14 protein-coding genes are annotated in these 17,418 nt (G+C 59.0%); 12 read left to right on the forward strand and 2 right to left on the reverse strand.

Annotated elements, in window-relative coordinates:
• Nucleotides 1-129: 129 nt before the first annotated feature.
• From DWX39_RS07895 to DWX39_RS07910, 4 genes are all read left to right on the forward strand, one after another.
• A complete protein-coding gene (locus DWX39_RS07895; protein ID WP_117759219.1) occupies nucleotides 130-990 on the forward strand; it encodes a transporter substrate-binding domain-containing protein in 861 nt (286 codons plus the stop codon).
• A gap of 139 nt (nucleotides 991-1,129) precedes the next feature.
• Nucleotides 1,130-1,783: an amino acid ABC transporter permease gene (locus tag DWX39_RS07900; RefSeq protein ID WP_006235606.1), complete on the forward strand. Its 654-nt coding sequence runs from the start codon at nucleotides 1,130-1,132 to the stop codon at nucleotides 1,781-1,783.
• Complete coding sequence (locus DWX39_RS07905) at nucleotides 1,776-2,540, forward strand: amino acid ABC transporter ATP-binding protein (RefSeq protein WP_117759221.1); 765 nt, start codon at nucleotides 1,776-1,778, stop codon at nucleotides 2,538-2,540. The genes DWX39_RS07900 and DWX39_RS07905 overlap by 8 nt, the downstream gene beginning before the upstream one ends.
• A gap of 310 nt (nucleotides 2,541-2,850) precedes the next feature.
• On the forward strand, nucleotides 2,851-4,926 hold the full coding sequence (locus DWX39_RS07910) for a translation factor GTPase family protein (RefSeq protein WP_117759223.1): 2,076 nt from the start codon (nucleotides 2,851-2,853) through the stop codon (nucleotides 4,924-4,926).
• Nucleotides 4,927-5,037: 111 nt separating this feature from the next.
• Here DWX39_RS07910 and DWX39_RS07915 read toward each other — a convergent pair whose 3' ends face one another.
• Nucleotides 5,038-5,997 (reverse strand): DNA/RNA non-specific endonuclease, encoded by a 960-nt coding sequence (locus DWX39_RS07915; RefSeq protein ID WP_117759225.1) that lies wholly within the window; start codon nucleotides 5,995-5,997, stop codon nucleotides 5,038-5,040.
• A 287-nt stretch (nucleotides 5,998-6,284) separates the two neighbouring features.
• Here DWX39_RS07915 and DWX39_RS07920 point away from each other — a divergent pair, with 287 nt between their 5' ends.
• The 4 genes from DWX39_RS07920 to DWX39_RS07940 all read left to right on the forward strand — a co-directional run bounded on the left by DWX39_RS07920 (nucleotide 6,285) and on the right by DWX39_RS07940 (nucleotide 10,906).
• Nucleotides 6,285-6,935: an HAD family phosphatase gene (locus DWX39_RS07920; protein WP_117759226.1), complete on the forward strand. Its 651-nt coding sequence runs from the start codon at nucleotides 6,285-6,287 to the stop codon at nucleotides 6,933-6,935.
• A 411-nt stretch (nucleotides 6,936-7,346) separates the two neighbouring features.
• Nucleotides 7,347-8,204 carry a PRD domain-containing protein gene (locus DWX39_RS07930; RefSeq protein ID WP_117759227.1) on the forward strand — a complete coding sequence of 286 codons (858 nt, stop codon included), beginning with the start codon at nucleotides 7,347-7,349 and terminating at the stop codon, nucleotides 8,202-8,204.
• A 303-nt stretch (nucleotides 8,205-8,507) separates the two neighbouring features.
• Nucleotides 8,508-9,938, forward strand: coding sequence for a PTS transporter subunit EIIC (locus DWX39_RS07935; protein WP_158561642.1), 1,431 nt, complete (start codon nucleotides 8,508-8,510; stop codon nucleotides 9,936-9,938).
• A gap of 113 nt (nucleotides 9,939-10,051) precedes the next feature.
• Nucleotides 10,052-10,906: a Nif3-like dinuclear metal center hexameric protein gene (locus DWX39_RS07940; protein ID WP_117759229.1), complete on the forward strand. Its 855-nt coding sequence runs from the start codon at nucleotides 10,052-10,054 to the stop codon at nucleotides 10,904-10,906.
• 278 nt (nucleotides 10,907-11,184) lie between these two features.
• On the opposite strand, the gene DWX39_RS07945 is transcribed toward DWX39_RS07940, so the two are convergent.
• Complete coding sequence (locus DWX39_RS07945; RefSeq protein WP_117759231.1) at nucleotides 11,185-12,063, reverse strand: ATP-dependent sacrificial sulfur transferase LarE; 879 nt, start codon at nucleotides 12,061-12,063, stop codon at nucleotides 11,185-11,187.
• 173 nt (nucleotides 12,064-12,236) lie between these two features.
• Between DWX39_RS07945 and DWX39_RS07950 the strand changes: the two genes are divergently transcribed.
• The 4 genes from DWX39_RS07950 (at nucleotide 12,237) to DWX39_RS07965 (ending at nucleotide 17,070) form a co-directional block, all read left to right on the forward strand.
• A complete protein-coding gene (locus tag DWX39_RS07950; protein WP_117759233.1) occupies nucleotides 12,237-12,887 on the forward strand; it encodes an HAD family phosphatase in 651 nt (216 codons plus the stop codon).
• 220 nt (nucleotides 12,888-13,107) lie between these two features.
• Entirely contained in the window at nucleotides 13,108-14,592 is a 1,485-nt protein-coding gene (locus DWX39_RS07955; protein ID WP_117759235.1) for a rhamnulokinase family protein, read from the forward strand.
• A gap of 199 nt (nucleotides 14,593-14,791) precedes the next feature.
• A complete protein-coding gene (gene rhaD / locus DWX39_RS07960) occupies nucleotides 14,792-15,622 on the forward strand; it encodes a rhamnulose-1-phosphate aldolase (RefSeq protein ID WP_117759237.1) in 831 nt (276 codons plus the stop codon).
• Between the two features lie 20 nt (nucleotides 15,623-15,642).
• Nucleotides 15,643-17,070: an arabinose isomerase gene (locus DWX39_RS07965; RefSeq protein ID WP_117759238.1), complete on the forward strand. Its 1,428-nt coding sequence runs from the start codon at nucleotides 15,643-15,645 to the stop codon at nucleotides 17,068-17,070.
• Nucleotides 17,071-17,418 lie beyond the last annotated feature (348 nt).

Here is a 17,418-nt window from a genome sequence, read left to right on the forward strand (position 1 = left end):
CTTAATTCCGCGCCGCTCCCCGCCCGCGCCGGGCAGGCACTCCCTTGTACTCTATCCCACTAAAGTGTATGATTCTGAACGTTACATGACTCACTTTACCTAACTAAAGTGCTATCGAGGGGGAATACCATGAATACCGATATGTCTCGTCGTCAGTTTGTTGGTCTAGCCGGCTCGCTCGCCACGGTGCTTGGCCTTGGTCTTGTCGGCTGCGGCGGTGGTGCTGGCAAGGGCTCCGCTGCTGGTTCTGCCGCGGCCAAGGATGTGAAGGGCGCCGCGGAGTCCAAGAAGCTCGTGGTGGGCTTTGACAAGTCCTACCCTCCGTACGGCTTTGTGGGCGATGACGGCGAGTACACGGGCTTTGACCTTGACCTTGCCAAGGCCGTTGCCGATAAGCAGGGCTGGGATGTCGATTACGAGGCCATCGATTGGGATGCCAAGGACACGCTGCTCAACTCAGGCGCCATCAACTGCATCTGGAACGGCTTTACCATGGAGGGTCGCGAGGACGACTACACGTTCTCCGAGCCGTACATGCTCAATGAGCAGGTGCTCGTGGTCAAGAAGGACGCGGGTATCAAGAGCTGGGAGGATCTTGCCGGCAAGACCGTGATTACCCAGACTGATTCCGCTGCGCAGGATGTGCTCGAGGGCGACCAGAAGGATCTGGCCGCGACGTTTGCCACGCTCGATACCATCGGTGAGTACAACACGGCGTTTATGCAGCTCGAGAGTGGTGCGGTCGATGCCGTTGCCTGTGACCTCTCGATCGCTCAGTATCAGCTGGCCGCCAAGCCCGATGCCTATACGCAGCTCGACAAGCCGCTGTCCAGCGAGCACTACGCCGTCGGCTTTAAGAAGGGCGACACCAAGTCGGCCGATGCTGTAACCGAGTCACTCAAGGCGCTCTACGAGGGCGGCACGGTCAAGGACCTGTGCGATAAGTATGCAGATTACGGTCTATCCTTCGACAACTGGGTTCTCAAATAGCCACAGCACCCAACCTTGCGGCTCCAACCCTCCTCGCGTACCAAAGTACGCTTCGTCGGGCTTGTCGCTCGCAATCTTGGGCACTGTGCCTATTTGAGAGTAAAATCCGCTGTTCCGTTACTGTGAAAGAGAGCTTGGGTTGTCTATTCAGGTCATGATGCAGATGCTTGGCCAGGGATTCTTGGTCAGCTTGCAGCTGTTTGTGCTGACGCTGTTGGGGTCGATTCCGCTGGGAATTCCCGTGGCGTTTATGCGCATGAGCAAAATTGCGCCGCTTCGCTGGATCGCGCGCATCTATATTTCGGTCATGCGCGGCACGCCGCTCATGCTACAGATGTTTGCCATCTACTTCGCCCCGTACTACGTGTTCGGCATCTCGCTCACGCCCGATTCCAAGTGGACGGCGTGCGTCGTAGCGTTCATCATCAACTACGCCGGCTACTTTGCCGAGATCTATCGCTCGGGCTTGCAGTCCATTCCGCGCGGTCAATACGAGGCAGCCGAGGTGCTGGGCTATTCGCGCGTGCAGACGTTTCTGTATATCGTGATGCCGCAAGTTGCCAAACGCATTTTGCCGGCGATGGGCAACGAGATCATCACGCTGGTCAAGGACACATCGCTGGCGTTTGCCATCGGTGTGGGGGAGATGTTCTCGACGGCCAAGGCGCTGGTTGCCTCGCAAGTGAGCATGGTGCCGTTTGCGATCGCGGCGCTGATTTACTGGGTCTTTAATTTCGTCGTCGAGATGCTGCTGGGCGCCGCCGAGAAAAAATTGGATTACTACCATGATTAATTCGGTAATGAATATATCGAACGCGCGCAAGGCGTTTGGCGGCAATGAGGTGCTCAAGGATATCTCGCTCGAGGTCAAGCGTGGCGAGGTCGTGGCGATTATCGGGCCTTCGGGTGGCGGCAAGTCCACGCTGCTGCGGTGTGCCACGCTGCTCGAGACACTCGACGGAGGCTCGCTCTCGTTTGGTGACCTTGCCGTTGCGACGGATGCGGGTTCGGGCGCGGTCTATGCGAAGGGCGATGTGCCCAAACAAGCACGCTCGCGATTCGGCCTGGTGTTCCAAAATTACAATCTGTTTCCGCACTATACGGTGATGAAAAACATCACCGACGCTCCGGTTCGCGTACTCAAGCGTCCGCGCGAGCAGGCCGAAGCGCGTGCGCGTGAGTTGATCGCGCAGATGGGGCTTACGGGCAACGAGAACAAGGTGCCATGTGAGCTTTCGGGCGGTCAGCAACAGCGTGTGAGTATCGCCCGCGCCTTGGCGCTCGACCCGGAGATCTTGTTCTTTGACGAGCCGACTTCGGCACTCGATCCCGAGCTGACGGCCGAGGTACTGCGTGTCATTAAAGACCTTGCCGCGCAGAATATGACGATGGTGATTGTAACCCACGCAATGCAGTTTGCGCGCGATGTTGCCGACCGCGTGGTCTTTATGGATGGCGGCCGCATTGTCGAGGAGGGTCCTGCCGAGCAGGTCATCGACCATCCGCGTGAGCAGCGCACCCGTGAGTTCTTGAGCCGTATCGAGGGATAGGCTCAGGTATTTACTCAACTATTAATTGAGGCGAAGCCGCCGCAGGTCTTACGGTCTGTGGCGGCTTTTTGTTTGCATCGACGGGGTTTAATAATCGCCTCACAAGCTTGTCTCTTCCTCTCGCCGCCTGTATTCATACGTGCGCCGAAAGGTATGCATGGACAGCCGCCCGTGAGGGTAGGGTGGTGGCATAGGACATTTGGAGGGTGAGTCGGCTCGGCTGCCGACCATGCTGCTCCCGGGACGGCACCGACCGCGAACTCTCCCCGTTGGTCTCGCGCATTGCGCGCGGCCCTGCAAGGAGGTCATCATGGGTGCTCCCAAGACCGGTAACGTAAGGAACGTGGTGCTCGTAGGCCAAGGCGGGGTGGGCAAGACTTCACTCGCCGAAGCCATGCTCCACCTTTCCGGCAAGACCGCCCGCCTGGGCGGCCACGACGGCACCAAGCCCACGCTCGACTATGACCCCGAAGAGGTCAAGCGTGCGTTTTCCATCTCGACGACCATTGCGCCGATCGACTGGAAGGGCGCGCGCATCAATGTGCTCGATGCCCCGTGCTACCCCGATTTTATCGGCGACGCCTTTGCCGCGATGAGCGTCTGCGAGACGGCTCTGTTTGTGGTCGACGCCGAGTCCGGCCCGCAGCCTACGACGGTTAAGCTCTGGTATGCCGCCGAGGACCTGCGCCTGGCGCGTGCGGTGTTCGTAAACCGCCTGTCGCGCTCCGAGGCCAGCTTTGCGACCACGATGGACCTGCTGCAGGAGCGCTTTGGCACGCGCTTGGGCGCCGTGACCCTGGGCTGGGGCGAGGGCGAGGACTTTAACGGCATCATCGACCTGGTGCGTATGAAGGCGCGTCACTGCAACGGCACCGAAGCCGTTGAGTCGGAGATTCCCGAGGAGTATCGTGCCCAGGCCGAGGAGGCCCATGACCATCTGTGCGAGTTGGTGGCCGAGGCCGACGATGAGCTGATGATGAAATACCTGGAAGGCGAGGAGACGCTGACGCAGGAGGAGCTTGAAGGCCTGCTGTCGAAGGCGATCGCCGAGCGCATCTTTGTGCCGGTCTTTGCGGGCGATTGCATTAAGGAGCAGGGCGTCAACTCGCTGATGGACGACATCGCGACGTACTTCCCGGCGCCGACCGACTACGGCGAGATGCCGCTTATCGACGGCGATTCGCTCAAGATTTCGAGCGACGATGATCGTCCGGTGGCGTTTGTGTTTAAGACCCTGGCCGATCCGCAGCAGGGTCGCATCAGCTTTATCAAGGTGCTGACGGGCACGCTTGAGCCGGGCCTTGAGCTGGTCAACGCCCGCACGCGCAAGAGCGACCGTCTGGCTCACCTGTATGTGATGTGCGGCCGCGACATGACCGAGGTCGGGCACGCGTATGCTGGCGACATCATCGTGGCGCCCAAGCTGGCGGCCGAGACGGGCGATACGCTCTCGATTACCGGTAAGGTCGAGGCGGCGGCGTTTAAGTTCCCCAACTCGCAGTACCGCATCGCCATTGAGGCCGAGAATCGCGGCGACGAAGAGAAGCTCTACACGTTTATCGAGAAGGCCTGCAAGGCCGATCCGACCATGAGTATCGACCGCGACGAGGAGACCGGGCAGACCATCATCTCGGCGGTGGGCGAGGCGCAGGTTTCGGTGCTGCTCAACCGTTTGGAGGACCGTACCAAGGTTGTGGCAAAGAGCGTGCCGATCCGCATTCCGTATCGCGAGACCATCCGCCGCACGGCAAGTGCCCAGGGTCGTCATAAGAAGCAGACCGGTGGTGCCGGTCAGTATGGTGACTGCTGGCTGCGTGTGGGGCCGCTTATTGGGCCCGACGGCACGAGCGACGGCTACGAGTTTGTGGATGAGGTCGTGGGCGGCCGCATTCCGCGCTCGCTGATCCCCGCCGTGGACAAGGGCGTCCAGGAGACCATGAAGGACGGCATTATTGCCGGCTATCCGCTCACGGGCATTCGCGTCGCGGTGTACGACGGCTCGTATCACAGCGTCGACTCCAACGAGATGGCGTTCCGCGCGGCGGCCCGCATCGGCCTGCGCAAGGCGTGCGCCGATGCCGACCCGGTGGTGCTGGAGCCCATCGAGGAAATTACGGTGACGATCCCCGAGAGCTATGCCGGCGCCGTGATGGGCGACATCTCGGCCTCGCGCGGTCGCGTGACAGGCATGGAGACCGACGAGCGCGGAGACACCGTGGTCATTGCCCAGGCGCCGCTGGCCGAGCTGACGGATTATTCGACGCGCCTGCGCTCTATCACGCGCGGCACGGGCGACTTTACCATGAAGCCCGCAGGCTATGAGCAGGTGCCTTATGACGTTCAGGCCAAGCTGGTCGAGCGCTATGAGGAGGGCCGCGCCAAGTAGCGTGTGGCTTTGTCTGCAACATGCATGCCGATGCAAGGGCCGCTCTGGGTAATCCGGAGCGGCCCTTTTTGATCCCTGGGGGATGCAAATCGGTTCTTGTCGTGGTTAGGGCTAGTCCCCCGAGGCCTGGTTGCGGCCGGTGGCGTAGTCAATCTGCACATGCGGTTGCAGGTTGTAGCAGTACACGTGGAAGCACAGCGTTTTGCCGTGGTCCTCGACCGACTGTGCCTCAAGGCGCACGCCACGGCAGACAAGTTCCTCTTCGTTATACATGGGTGTGACGCGATAGAGCACGTGGTTGCCCGTGTCGTGGATGTAGCCGAGAATCTGCTCTTCGAAGGGCAACATGCCTGTCTCGTTGAGATAGCGAGTACCGGTGAGGAGATTTTTGCGGTTGGCGTTTTCGCCGCAGAGCGACCAGGCGATAAGGTGACAGCGGTTGTAGAGGCTCTGGCCTGGAATAAAGTCGTAGCGCTGCTGGTGCCAACCGGCGGGATGGATGCGCGAGATGTCGCCGCGCTTGCCTTGGCCGAGCGATTCGGGTCCTATGCAGGCGAGCGCTTTGCGGGTACGGCCCAGGCTGTCGAGTTTAGAGAACTTCTTAAAGCAGCCCTCTTCGGTGGCCCGTTCGTATTCATCGAGCGTGAACGACGGCGTGCCGAGCGGATGCGTGCCGTCGGCGCGGAGGGCAACGTAGGGGTTGCCGGCGTAGTCGGGAATGCTGCTGAGATATACGCCGCGGGCGCGGTTGAGGTCGGGGTTTTCCACTTCGTCGACGGGGGTGGCGTTCGAAGAGGCATCGTCAGCGGTGCCGGTCGTGGCGGATTCGGAGCCATCGCCGGAGTCCTCGGAGCTCGCTGTTCCCGATTCGAGCCGGGCGACCAAGTCCGCTTCGTCGTCGGTGCGGTTGGGGCTCTCGCTTTGCTTCTCGGCTAGAGCCGCCGCCTGCTCATCGCTTTGCGGCGAGAGCAGCTTGGGCGCCCCGTCGAGCGATCCCGTAAACAGCGCAAAGCCCAGCACCACGGCGGTGCCGATGGAAAGTACTTGCTTGTAGGCGGACTTGCGCGACATTGCGGCTCCTGGCTAGATGGTTGGGAATCTACCAGTCTAGCAGGTGCCGGCAGGGGCCGTTCTATCGAACAAATACTCAAGATTTGGGATAGACGTTACTGATTCATTTGCCTCATATGGAGCTGCGACGGTTGTGCATATGGAGCTATTCGGCGTTTCCCCAGATAAAACCTGCCAAAATAAACCTGGCCCTTTTCAGCAGGTTGTCGCGATATGATATATACGTTATATACAAGTTGCAAAGTGGGATGGGGTTGCGGTAACGCAAGCCGGCGAAGGGGGCCGATATGATCAAGGCTGTCATTTTTGACATGGACGGAACGCTGGTCGACACCGAGCGTTTGGACATGAGGGCATGGAAGGTGGGCGCTGCCGAGCTGGGGATCGCGATTGACGATGCGCTGGTCCATCAGTTTATCGGTCGCTCGATGCCCGATGTCAGGGACATCCTTGAGGAGCATTATGGCAGCCGCGAAATCGTCGAGACGGTCGAAGCCCGCTACAGGGATGCTCTCGACGAGATGGTCAAGACCGATCTTGAGCTTAAGGCTGGCGCTGCCGAGTGCCTGGACGAACTGCTGGCTGCGGGCTATCACGTGGGCCTTGCGACGTCGTCGCGTCGCGTTGCGGCCGAGCGCAACCTTAAGACGGTCGGCCTCTTTGACAAGTTTGAAACGGTGACCTGCAACGAGGATACTCTGAACGGCAAGCCCAATCCCGAGATCTACCTGCTCGCCTGCGAGCGCGCGGGCTTTGCTCCCGAGGAATGTGCCGTGGTCGAGGACTCACGCAATGGCTGCGTCTCAGGCATCACGGCCGGCTGCCATGTCTTTGCCGCGCCCGATATCTTGCCGCTGCCGCAGGACGTGGTAGATGGCTGCGAGGCCGTGCTCGACACGCTGTTCGATCTGCCGGCCGCGGTCAAGGCCGTGCGCTAAAGGTATGTGCCGAGGTCGATGACGGTAGCTTTGGCGTGGCTGCTTGCCCGGGTGCTGACGCGCTCGGCAATCTGGCTGCCGATGCCGTAGCCGTCGGATGCGGTATTCTACTCTCCGGCGCCAATGAACTCAATTTTAATATCGGGATACGGGGCGAGGGTCTTGTGGATGTCAGGTATGCGCAGAGCGAGCTGCATGAATGCCGCTCTGCCCACAACGGTGATATGGCGTGTCCCTCTTCGCGTTTTCCCCGATAAAAATCTGCCAAAATAAACCTGTCCCTTTTTTAGTAGGTTGCGGGGGCTCGGGTTTGCTTGTTTCGCGTGACGTTGCGTGGAATAATCGAGGCGAACCATCTTAACTAGAATTCATTGCGCTTGCCCTTCGGCTGCGCCTATTTTCGGAGGCATCATGAGGGTCGTTAAGCGCATTAATCACAATGCCGCCTTGCTTGTCAACGATAAGGGAACCGAGCTTGTGGCACTGGGGAAAGGCATTGGTTTTCCTGACGGCCCCGATGAGGTTTCGCTTGCGCAGATTGAGCGCACGTTTTACAACGTTGATGCGCGCTATCTGCCACTTCTTAACGAGATCGATCCCAAGGTAATGGAGTTTAGTGCGCAGATTGCCGATGTCGCGCGCACCAACATTTCGCGCGAGCTGTCGGCGAACCTTCCTTTTACGCTCGCCGACCACATTAGTTTTGCCATCAAGCGCTGCCGTGAGCACATGTTTGTTCAGATGCCGCTTTCTTGTGACGTTCAACAGCAATATCCCATTGAATTTAAGATCGCGATGCTTGCCCATGCTGGCATAGAGCGCGAATTCGGCATATCTATGCCACGCGGGGAGAGGGCGGGCATCGCACTCTGCATCGTTAACAGCGTTATGGCAAGTTCTAGTAAGGCGAAGTCAAACGACGTCCGCCGCGAGGAACGCCTGATCGAAAAGCTCGTAGCGATCATCGAGAAAGATCTTGCTATCGCCGTTGACCGCGATGCTTTTGACTATGCACGCTATGACACTCATGTACGCTACTTGTTAGAGCGCGTCCGCACCGGGGAGCCGCTTAATACCGATAATGCGGCGCTCTATCGTCCTCTCTGTGAGGAGCACCCGGCTATAGCGGCTTGTGTTGACAAAATGGCAGAAGTTATCGAGGAAACGTATCATGCCTCCATCGTGCCCGAGGAGAAGGTGTATCTCATGCTCCATGTTAATCGGGTCTATGCCGGCAACGTAACGGGCAAGGTGCCAGCCGACAAATAGGCGCTTTCTATGCCGTTCATCAAAGAAAGCGTACCGTTCGCAGACTTTTGGGCATCATGAGGCCGCCGTTCGCATGGTGAAGCTGATACCCTTAGCGCGACATAAGGTGTTATTCGAGAGCTGAGCTTCCGAAGCGTGACGTAAAGACAGAGCGACCTGTCGATGTCTCGTTTTGGAGCTTTTGTCTTTACGCCGTTTCCCTCAACAATCGAATACTTCCGTGCGGGCGACGGGCCACCGTCCGCTTTGTCTCCTCGCGCGCGCAGCGAGGGAGGAACCGGATCGTTCGAAAGGGAAGATGATATGGCTGACAATAAGAAGATCGCAGCCGATGTGCTCGAGGCGCTGGGTGGCAAAGACAACATCACCTTTGCAGCCCACTGCATGACGCGTCTGCGTTTTAACCTTAAGGATATGGAGTTGCCCGACATTAACGCTGTTAAAAAAATTAACGGCGTCATCGGCGCTCAAATATCTGGCGGGCAGTTCCAGGTGATTATTGGGCAAAACGTGCCTAAGGTATATGACGAGCTCATCAAGATGAGCGGCTTGGCCAAGCAGGAGAGCATCGACGAGAACCTCGACGCAAGTGGAGTCAAAACACCGCTTACCCCGGCAGCCGTTGGCAATGCGATTCTTAACTACCTCTCGGGCTCCATGGTTCCGATGATTCCATTGCTGCTCGCGTCGGGCATGTTCAAAACCGTTGCCGTCGTACTCGGGCCAACGATGCTCAATCTCATTGCGGATACGAGCGATCTTTATGTCCTGCTCAATATGCTCTACAACGTGACGTTCTATTTCATTCCGATCTTCTTGGGCTTTACGGCTGCCAAGAACATTGGCGCCACGCCCATGTACGGCGCTTTTATGGGCGGTGTGCTTATCGAACCGACGTTTATGCAAATGGCAGCCGAGGGAAAAGCCTTTAGCGTTTATGGCATCCCTTGCGTGCCTGCAAACTATGCGCAGACGGTTATTCCCATTCTGCTCACGGTTGCGTTGATGTCCGTGTTCGAGAAGTTCTTGCGCAAGCACATGCCCGATTCGCTCACCACGGTCTTTACGCCGCTTTGCACGCTTGCCCTGACTGTCCCCTTTGCGCTTTGCCTGCTTGCTCCTCTTGGTTCTTGGTGCGGTAACGGTTTGGCGGTTGTCTTTGAGTTCCTCGGTGCCGAGGGAGGTATCGTGGCGATTATTGGTGGCGGCTTGCTTGCAGCAATTTGGTTGCCCATGGTCATTACGGGCATGCATGTTGCGGTCATCATGATTGCCATTGCAAACTTTATGTTGACGGGCTCTGACAGCTTTATTCTGGTCGCCCCTACGGTTGCGCTGTGGGCTGCCTATGGAGCGGAGATTGCGACATGGCTCAAACTCCGTAACAAGGAGGAAAAGAGCCAATGTGCCGGGTATGTTGTCGCCCAGCTCATCGGAGGCGTCGGCGAGCCGTTCATCTATGGCATGATGTTCCGCTATCGTAAACTGTTCGTTGCCTGCATGGCGGGTTCGTTTGTCGCCGGTGCCGTGGCGCTCGCCTTGCATGTCAATGCTTACCTCGCCGGTGCTGCCTCCAACGTGCTCAATAATATGACGTTTGTTGGCGGCGGCAACGAGAACCTGATCAGTGCCGTCATCGCTTCGGCGGCTGGCTTTGTCGTAAGCTTTGCTGTGGCTTGGTTCTTTGGCTTTAGTGAGGATGAGCTCGAGAACGGTCCGATTTCCGAGCGCTAGAAAAGCGGTCGTAGACAGGCGGTCTAGTTCAAAATGTGCCGTCTAAAGATGATTCTGCAGGGCGGTATGTATGTTGCCCCCCGCACATTATGTCGAAGGGATTATTGTTACATATGCTTATCAGCGAGGCTATTCAAGCTATCCAGGACTACTGTGACGGCATTGATGCTTTTGCCGGGAAGCCCATCGAGCTTGCGACGACGCGCGATCAGGTGCTTTACGGCGACATCGATCAGCAATGTACCGGAATAGTTACATGCATTTGGGCTACGGCGGAGGTGATTCGTCGTGCCAAGGAGCTTGGCGCTAACCTGATTGTTCCTCACGAGGCACTGTTCTGGAACCACGGAGACCGCCGTGAAGTGGTTGCGGGGAACAAGACCTTTGAGGCAAAGTGCGCTTTGCTTGACGAATGGGGTGGCGCGGTCTGGCGTTGCCATGACTATATCCACTCGGGTGTGCCGCTCGCCTCGGACGGTTCGATGGTCGACGGCATCTTTTACGGATTCGCGGTCAAGATGGACTGGCTTGGCTCCGCGGTAGACGAGACATTCATGAGGTACCGCATTGAGCCAACGCCGGCCCGCGATCTTGCGCAGGCGCTCGTACACAAGCTTGGATTAAACGGGACGCGCTTGATCGGCGACGGTGACGCGCTCGTCCGCAATGTCGAGATTCCAATGCACATCATGGGGCGAGATAACGACGAGATTGCCCATATCGACTCCGAAGGCATCGATTGCATTTTGACCATGGAGTTTATCGACTTTACGGTGAGCGAGTACATCCGCGACGCCGCAATGCTCGGTCAGGGAAAATGCGCAATCCATATGGGTCACTTTAATGGCGAGGAGCCGGGCATGGAGTATATGGCGAAATGGCTGCCCGCCGCGCTCGGGGACGCTGGCGCAGGTCTGCTGGTTACTTTTGTCCCCATGGGAGATACGTATCAGTACGTGCTGGCATAAATAGAACAGGGCCGCGACGCCATATAGGTGTCGCGGCCTTGTCTGCGTTTCCCCAGATAAAACCTGCCAAAATAAACCTGTCCCTTTTTGGCAGGTTGGCGACAATTTATGTAGTTCAGGTTGAGCATAAGCGAGCGAGCAGGTTCCGGGTGCGGCAAGGTGGCGTGAAACAAGCGGGCGCTGACCTTTTGGTCGCGCCCGTGAAGTTGAACGTCAGTTTGCCGTGCCCGGGGCCTGCGCAGCGCCGAGCGGTTACGCCGTTTGTAAAACGGCGTAACCTAAAGGTTCATGTTGCCGTGGATGTAGGGGGTGACCTCGGGGGAGATATGGCCGCAGCCTAGGTTGTGCAGGGCAGATTCGATGGCGGCGGGAAGCGGGGCCTTGCCCCCGTCGTTGACCGCGGTGTTGCCGAGGGCGGCAATCTTGGCAACGTCTGCCGGCGCGGCCTCGATATGCATGCAGCCGCCGACCAAGCGCGCGCGGACCTGGTCCAGGCCAAGGTCGTGCAGGTAGTCCTCGCAGGCGCGAATCACATCGACCTTCTCGCGTGTGAGCTCCTCGCCCGTGGGGACGCGCGTGGCCAGACAGGCTCCTGCCGGCAGGTTCCAGACGGGATAGCCCCAGGCGCGCAGCAGCTCGCGCTCTTCGTCCTTGGTAAAGCCGACCTCCATAAGCGGCGAGCGCACGCCGAGCTCCTGGGCGGCGCGCATGCCGGGGCGGTAGTCGCTGCGGTCGCTTGCGTTGCTGCCGTCGATGACGGTGGGAAAGCCCAGCGACCTGGCGTGGTTGACGATGGCGGTAAAGCCGGCGCGCTTGCAGTGGTAGCAGCGGTCGGCGTCGTTGCAGGCTACCTGGGGGAGCTGCAGTTGATCGACCGAGAGGTTGAGCACGGGGAGCTTAAAATGCGGCCCCTCATCGGCCTGCCCGTCAATCGCCCGCTCAAACGAAGCCTGCTCGGGCGTGCCGATGAGCGGCGTGGTGAGGTGAACGAGAAGCGTGCTGGCGGGCATGATGCGGGCGCAGACTGCGGCCAAAAAGCTGCTGTCGACGCCACCGGAAAAGCCGATGGCGACGCGTCCGTATGCCAAAAGCAGCTGCTCGAGCGCTGTGAGTTTGTCCTGAAGCCCCTCTGCAGGTGCGGTGGTGTCTGAAAGCATGAATCGATCCTTGCCGTTGAGTACTCGGTCGAAAACTATAATCCTACCGAGCCGCTTGTCATAAGACTTCTATCTATGTAACGAAAGTGCAATATGCTATATACGTTATATACAAGTTTACAGGTGCGGTAAAGTTGCGGGAGTACAGCAGCGCGAAGAGATGGGGGACCGATATGATCAAGGCCGTTATTTTTGACATGGACGGAACGCTGGTCGACACCGAGCGTTTGGGTATCAAGGCGTGGAAGGCGGGCGCGGCCGAGCTGGGATTCGCGATTGATGATGCGCTGATCCATCAGTTTATCGGTCGTACGCTGCCCGATGTCATGCGCATCCTTGAGGAGCATTACGACAGCAGCGAAACCGCTGAGGCAATCTATCGTCGCCATAAGGAGATTCGCGACGAGATGGTCAAGACCGATCTGGAGCTTAAGGCTGGCGCTGCCGAGTGCCTAGGCGAGCTGCTGGCTGCGGGCTATCACGTGGGCCTCGCGACGTCGTCGCGCCACGTTACCGCCGAGCGCAACCTTAAGACGGTCGGCCTCTTTGACAAGTTTGAGACGGTGACCTGCGGCGAGGACGTCGCGCACGGCAAGCCCGACCCCGAGATGTACCTGCTCGCCTGCGAGCGCGCGGGCTTTGCTCCCGAGGAGTGCGCCGTGGTCGAGGATTCGCGCAACGGCTGCGTCTCGGGTATCACGGCCGGCTGCCACGTCTTTGCCGTTCCCGACATCGTGCCGCTGCCGCAGGACGTGGTGGATGGCTGCGAGGCTGTGCTCGATACGCTGTTCGATCTGACGGCGGCGGTCAAGGCCGTGTGTTAGCGTTCGCATGTGAATCATTTCAATAGCATTTTAAGGATGCGGCCAACCGCTAAGTGTGGGTGGCCGCATCCTTTTGTTTAGAAGAGTTTTTAACCCAAAAACTACCGCTTACCGATTGATAACAACCGCTCGCCGGACTAAAGTTGACTCATATTGAAATTGAAACGGTTCAAATAATAATGAAAACTGTAAATGAAGCGCTTCAATAAGGGGAGAGCACATGGAGAGTCGCATCGAGTCCAAGCAGTACGCAGCGGTCGATATCGGTGCCTCGAGCGGTCGCGTTCTTGCCGGCTGGATCGAGGACGGCAAGATGTCCTACCAGGAGGTCTACCGCTTCGATAACGAGCAAAAGCGCGTAGACGGCCACGACTGCTGGGACGTTGAGGCTCTGTTCGACCATGTTGTCGCAGGCCTGCGCGCCGTCAAGGATCAGACCGGACAGGCTCCGGCCACCATCGGAATCGATACCTGGGGTGTTGATTTCGTGCTGCTCGATGAGCACAACAAGATCGTCGGTGATACGGTCGCCTACCGCGATGCCCGCACTGACGGCATCTACGAAGTTGCCGACCAAATTATGGATCCGGCCGAGGTCTATGCCCGCACCGGCATTCAGCGTCAGCCTTTCAACACGCTCTATCAGCTGCTCGCCCTCAAGAACGAGCATCCCGAGCAGCTCGAGGCAGCTCGTACCTTCTTGATGATCCCCGACTATCTCAACTGGCGTCTGACCGGCATCAAGGCCAACGAGTACACCAACGCGAGCACTACCGGCATGCTCGACGCCGAGAAGTGCACGTGGGACACCGAGATCCTTTCGCGCTTTGGTATTCCCCAGAGCATCTTCCTGGATCCGACCATGCCCGGCGCCGTGCTCGGCGAGCTCACGGCCGACATCTCCGAGAAGATCGGTTACTCCGCGACCGTGGTGCTGCCTGCCACGCACGACACTGGCTCTGCCTTCCTGGCCGTTCCCGCCAAGGATGACAACGCCGTCTACATCTCGAGCGGAACGTGGAGCCTGCTGGGCGTTGAGAACCAGCACGCTATCACCAGCGAGTTCGCCCGCAAGCAGAACTTTACCAATGAGGGCGGCTACCTCAAGCGCTATCGCTTCCTCAAGAACATCATGGGCTTGTGGATGAACCAGTCCGTCCGTCGCGAGATCAACGGCGTAGACTATGTCGAGGGCAAGACCTCGCACAAGGCTCTCATGGATCATAAGGTTGGCTTTGACGAGCTCCGTACGCTCTGCCGCGAGGCTGAGCCCTTCGAGGCGTATGTCGATGTCGACGACGACCGTTTCCTGGCCCCCGACTCCATGATCCAGGAGATTAAGCAGGCCTGTGCCGAGGGCGGCGAGCCGATCCCGCACACCGTGGGCGAGATCATGCGTACCAACTACTGCAGCCTTTCGCGCTCGTATGCCAAGGCCATCGAGGGCTTGCGTGAGCTTTCGGGCCACGACTACACGAGCATCAACATCGTGGGCGGCGGCTGCCAGGATTACTACCTCAACCAGATGACGGCCGATACCTGCGGGCTCCCCGTGTTCGCCGGCCCCATCGAAGGTACCTGCATCGGCAACTTTATCGTTCAGATGATCGCCGGCGGCGATTTTGCCGACCTGGCCGATGCCCGTGCCTGCGTTGCCCGCTCCTTCAATGTCAAGCGCATCGACCCCAAGGGCACCCAGGCCTAAACGAGGGCAGGGCCTGCCCCGACTCACCTTTCAACTACCCCCAGCCCCGCGTGCGGCAAACGACTCCTGCCGGGCGCGAGCGGCTCTCTCCGATGACATACGGCGCGGAGGCCCTACACGAAACCATACTCCGCGCCGACGTCAATCGGCTTGCTACGTTTTTCAATTGGACCTGCGGGTCCCGGAGAGGAGACAAACAATGGCAATGGAAGATCTGGCGTTTATCAAGGGCTTCTGCCGCTTGTGCGATGACGGCTTTAAGCAGGGCTGGCATGAGCGCAACGGCGGCAACCTCACTTACCGTATGACCGACAAGGAGGTCGCCGAGGCCAAGCCGTTCTTTGAGGAGCCTCGCGAGTGGGTCAAGATGGGCGTGCGCGGTGAGAATCTTGCTGGCCAGTACTTTGTGAGCACCGGCTCGGGTAAGTACATGCGCAATGTTCTCGAGAGTCCGCATGCCAACATCGGCATCGTCGAGATCAACGAGACCGGTGACGCCTTCCGCATTGTGTGGGGCCTTGCCAACGGCGCCCGTCCGACCAGCGAGTTCGAGAGCCACTACATGAACCACTGTGTCGCCGCCGCCCGTACCGATGGCGCCGACCGCGTGATTTACCATGCCCACACCCCCGGCATCATCGAGATGTCCTTTGTGGTGCCGCTGGAGGACCGTGCCTTCACCCGCATCCTGTGGCAGATGATGACCGAGTGCGTCGTCGTCTTCCCGACCGGCGTGGGCGTGGTGCCCTGGATGGTCCCGGGTGGCCCGGCCATCGCCGAGGCGAGCTCCGAGCTCATGAAGACCTACGACACCATCGTCTGGGCCCACCACGGTCTGTTTGCCGCCGGCCCTGACTTCGATACGACCTTTGGCCTGGCGCACACCGTCGAGAAGGCCGCCGAGATTTACCTGGCCGCACGTGCTGCCAACGGTGGTTCGGATGACTTCCTCAACAAGATTTGCGACGAGGGCCTCAAGAACACCTGCCGCGACTTTGGTATCAAGATCAACGAAGCATTTGTTGACTAGCGCAAGAAAGGTGGATATAGATGCTCGTTAACACCAAGGCCAAGGTTGGCGTCTTTTCTATCACCCTCGGTGCCTATCTTCCGCAGTTTCCGCAGCTCGTTCCCAACTTCGAGCAGCAGTACGAGGACTTTAAGGCCACGCTGCCCACGACAGTCGAGCTTGTTGACGGCGGCATGGTGACCACCAAGGAGCAGGCCCAGGTCGCTGGCGACAAGTTCCGCGCCGAGGACGTCGACCTGGTCATCCTGCAGATGCTCACCTATGCCACGAGCTACAACGTGTTGCCGGTCGTGCGCGACCTGGATGTGCCCGTCGTCGTGGTCAATGTGCAGAAGAAGGCCCAGCCCGACTACGCTAACACCGACATCCCCACGTGGCTGGGCGACCTGTACGCCTGCGGCGCCCCCGGCGAGGTCGTGGCCGACCTTAACCGTGCCGGCAAGCGTCATGCTGTTGTGACCGGCGTTGTCGAGGGCGGCGACCCGGCTGTGGCCGAGCAGCTCGAGCAGTGGTGCCGCGCCGCCCAGGTGCGTCGTCGCCTGCGTCGCACCACCATCGCCCAGATCGGCCGTCCGTACCCGGGCATGATGGACCTCTACATCGACGAAACCAACCTCTACAACCGTCTGGGTCTCTACACCAAGCAGTTTGACTGGGAGAAGATGTGGGCCATCGCCGACAACATCGATGACCAGGCCGCCGTGGACGCCAAGGCTGCCGAGATTCTCGACACCTTCGACGTCGAGGGCGGCGCCAAGGTGAGCGACGAGCCCATCCAGGAGATGGCCAAGTACGTCGTTGCCTTTGAGCAGTGGGTCAAGGACGAGGAGATCGGTCTGGTCGCCAGCCACTACGATGGCTATGCCAAGGGTCAGGCCGGCGTGCTCGACTCCATGCTCATTCCGGCGTTCTCCATGCTCATCAAGCAGGGCACGAGCTGCGCGGTCGAGGGCGATATGAAGGTCGCCATCGCCATGAGCATCCTTAAGACCATCTCTGGCACCGGCCAGCTTTCCGAGATGTACTCCATCGACTTCCCCGAGGACATCGTCATCATCGGCCACTCCGGCTCTGGCGATGCCGACATCTCGACCGCCAAGAAGCCGACGCTCAAGGTCGTCCCCGTGTTCCACGGCAAGACCGGCGGCGGCTACCTCACCCAGTTCTATCCCGGCCACGGCACCATCACCTTCCTGGGCATCACGCAGGACGGCGACGGCAACTTCAAGTTTGTGGTTGCCGAGGGCGAGAACGTCGACGGCCCGATCTTTACCTTCGGTGACACCAACATGCGTATGAAGTTCTCGATCGGCGCCCGTGAGTTCATGGATCGCTGGAACGAGACGGGCCCGACTCACCACATGGCCGCCTGCCTGGGCAGCCAGACCGACACGATTCTTAAGGTCGCCAAGATTTTGAATGTGCCCGTCGAGATCGTCTGCCGCTAGATTAATAGCCACAGCTGGGTGGACCTCCCGCCTGTTTTGATGCGGGAGGTCCACTTGCGCACAGCAGCCTTAGCTGCCCAGCCAACAAAAATGGCCATTTTTGTCGTTAAGTAGGCCCAAAATGGCCTCTTATCAACAGAAATGGCCATTTTTTTTGAAGGGGAACGACGGGTTTCAACCGTTTGCCGCGTAAAAGCCACCGTTTGCCGGTACGTCATTTGAAACGTTTCATCGCAATGGCTATAGTGTAGCCAGAAAGAAAAGCTGCGCCGGAGACAAGGTGTCAGTGGGATTGTTATTCCATTTGGAAGCATGACCGGGTCAGAGGCTCTAGGAGTCCTCTGGCTC

This window comes from Collinsella sp. AF19-1LB, from assembly GCF_003459655.1.
Taxonomy (GTDB): Bacteria; Actinomycetota; Coriobacteriia; order Coriobacteriales; family Coriobacteriaceae; genus Collinsella.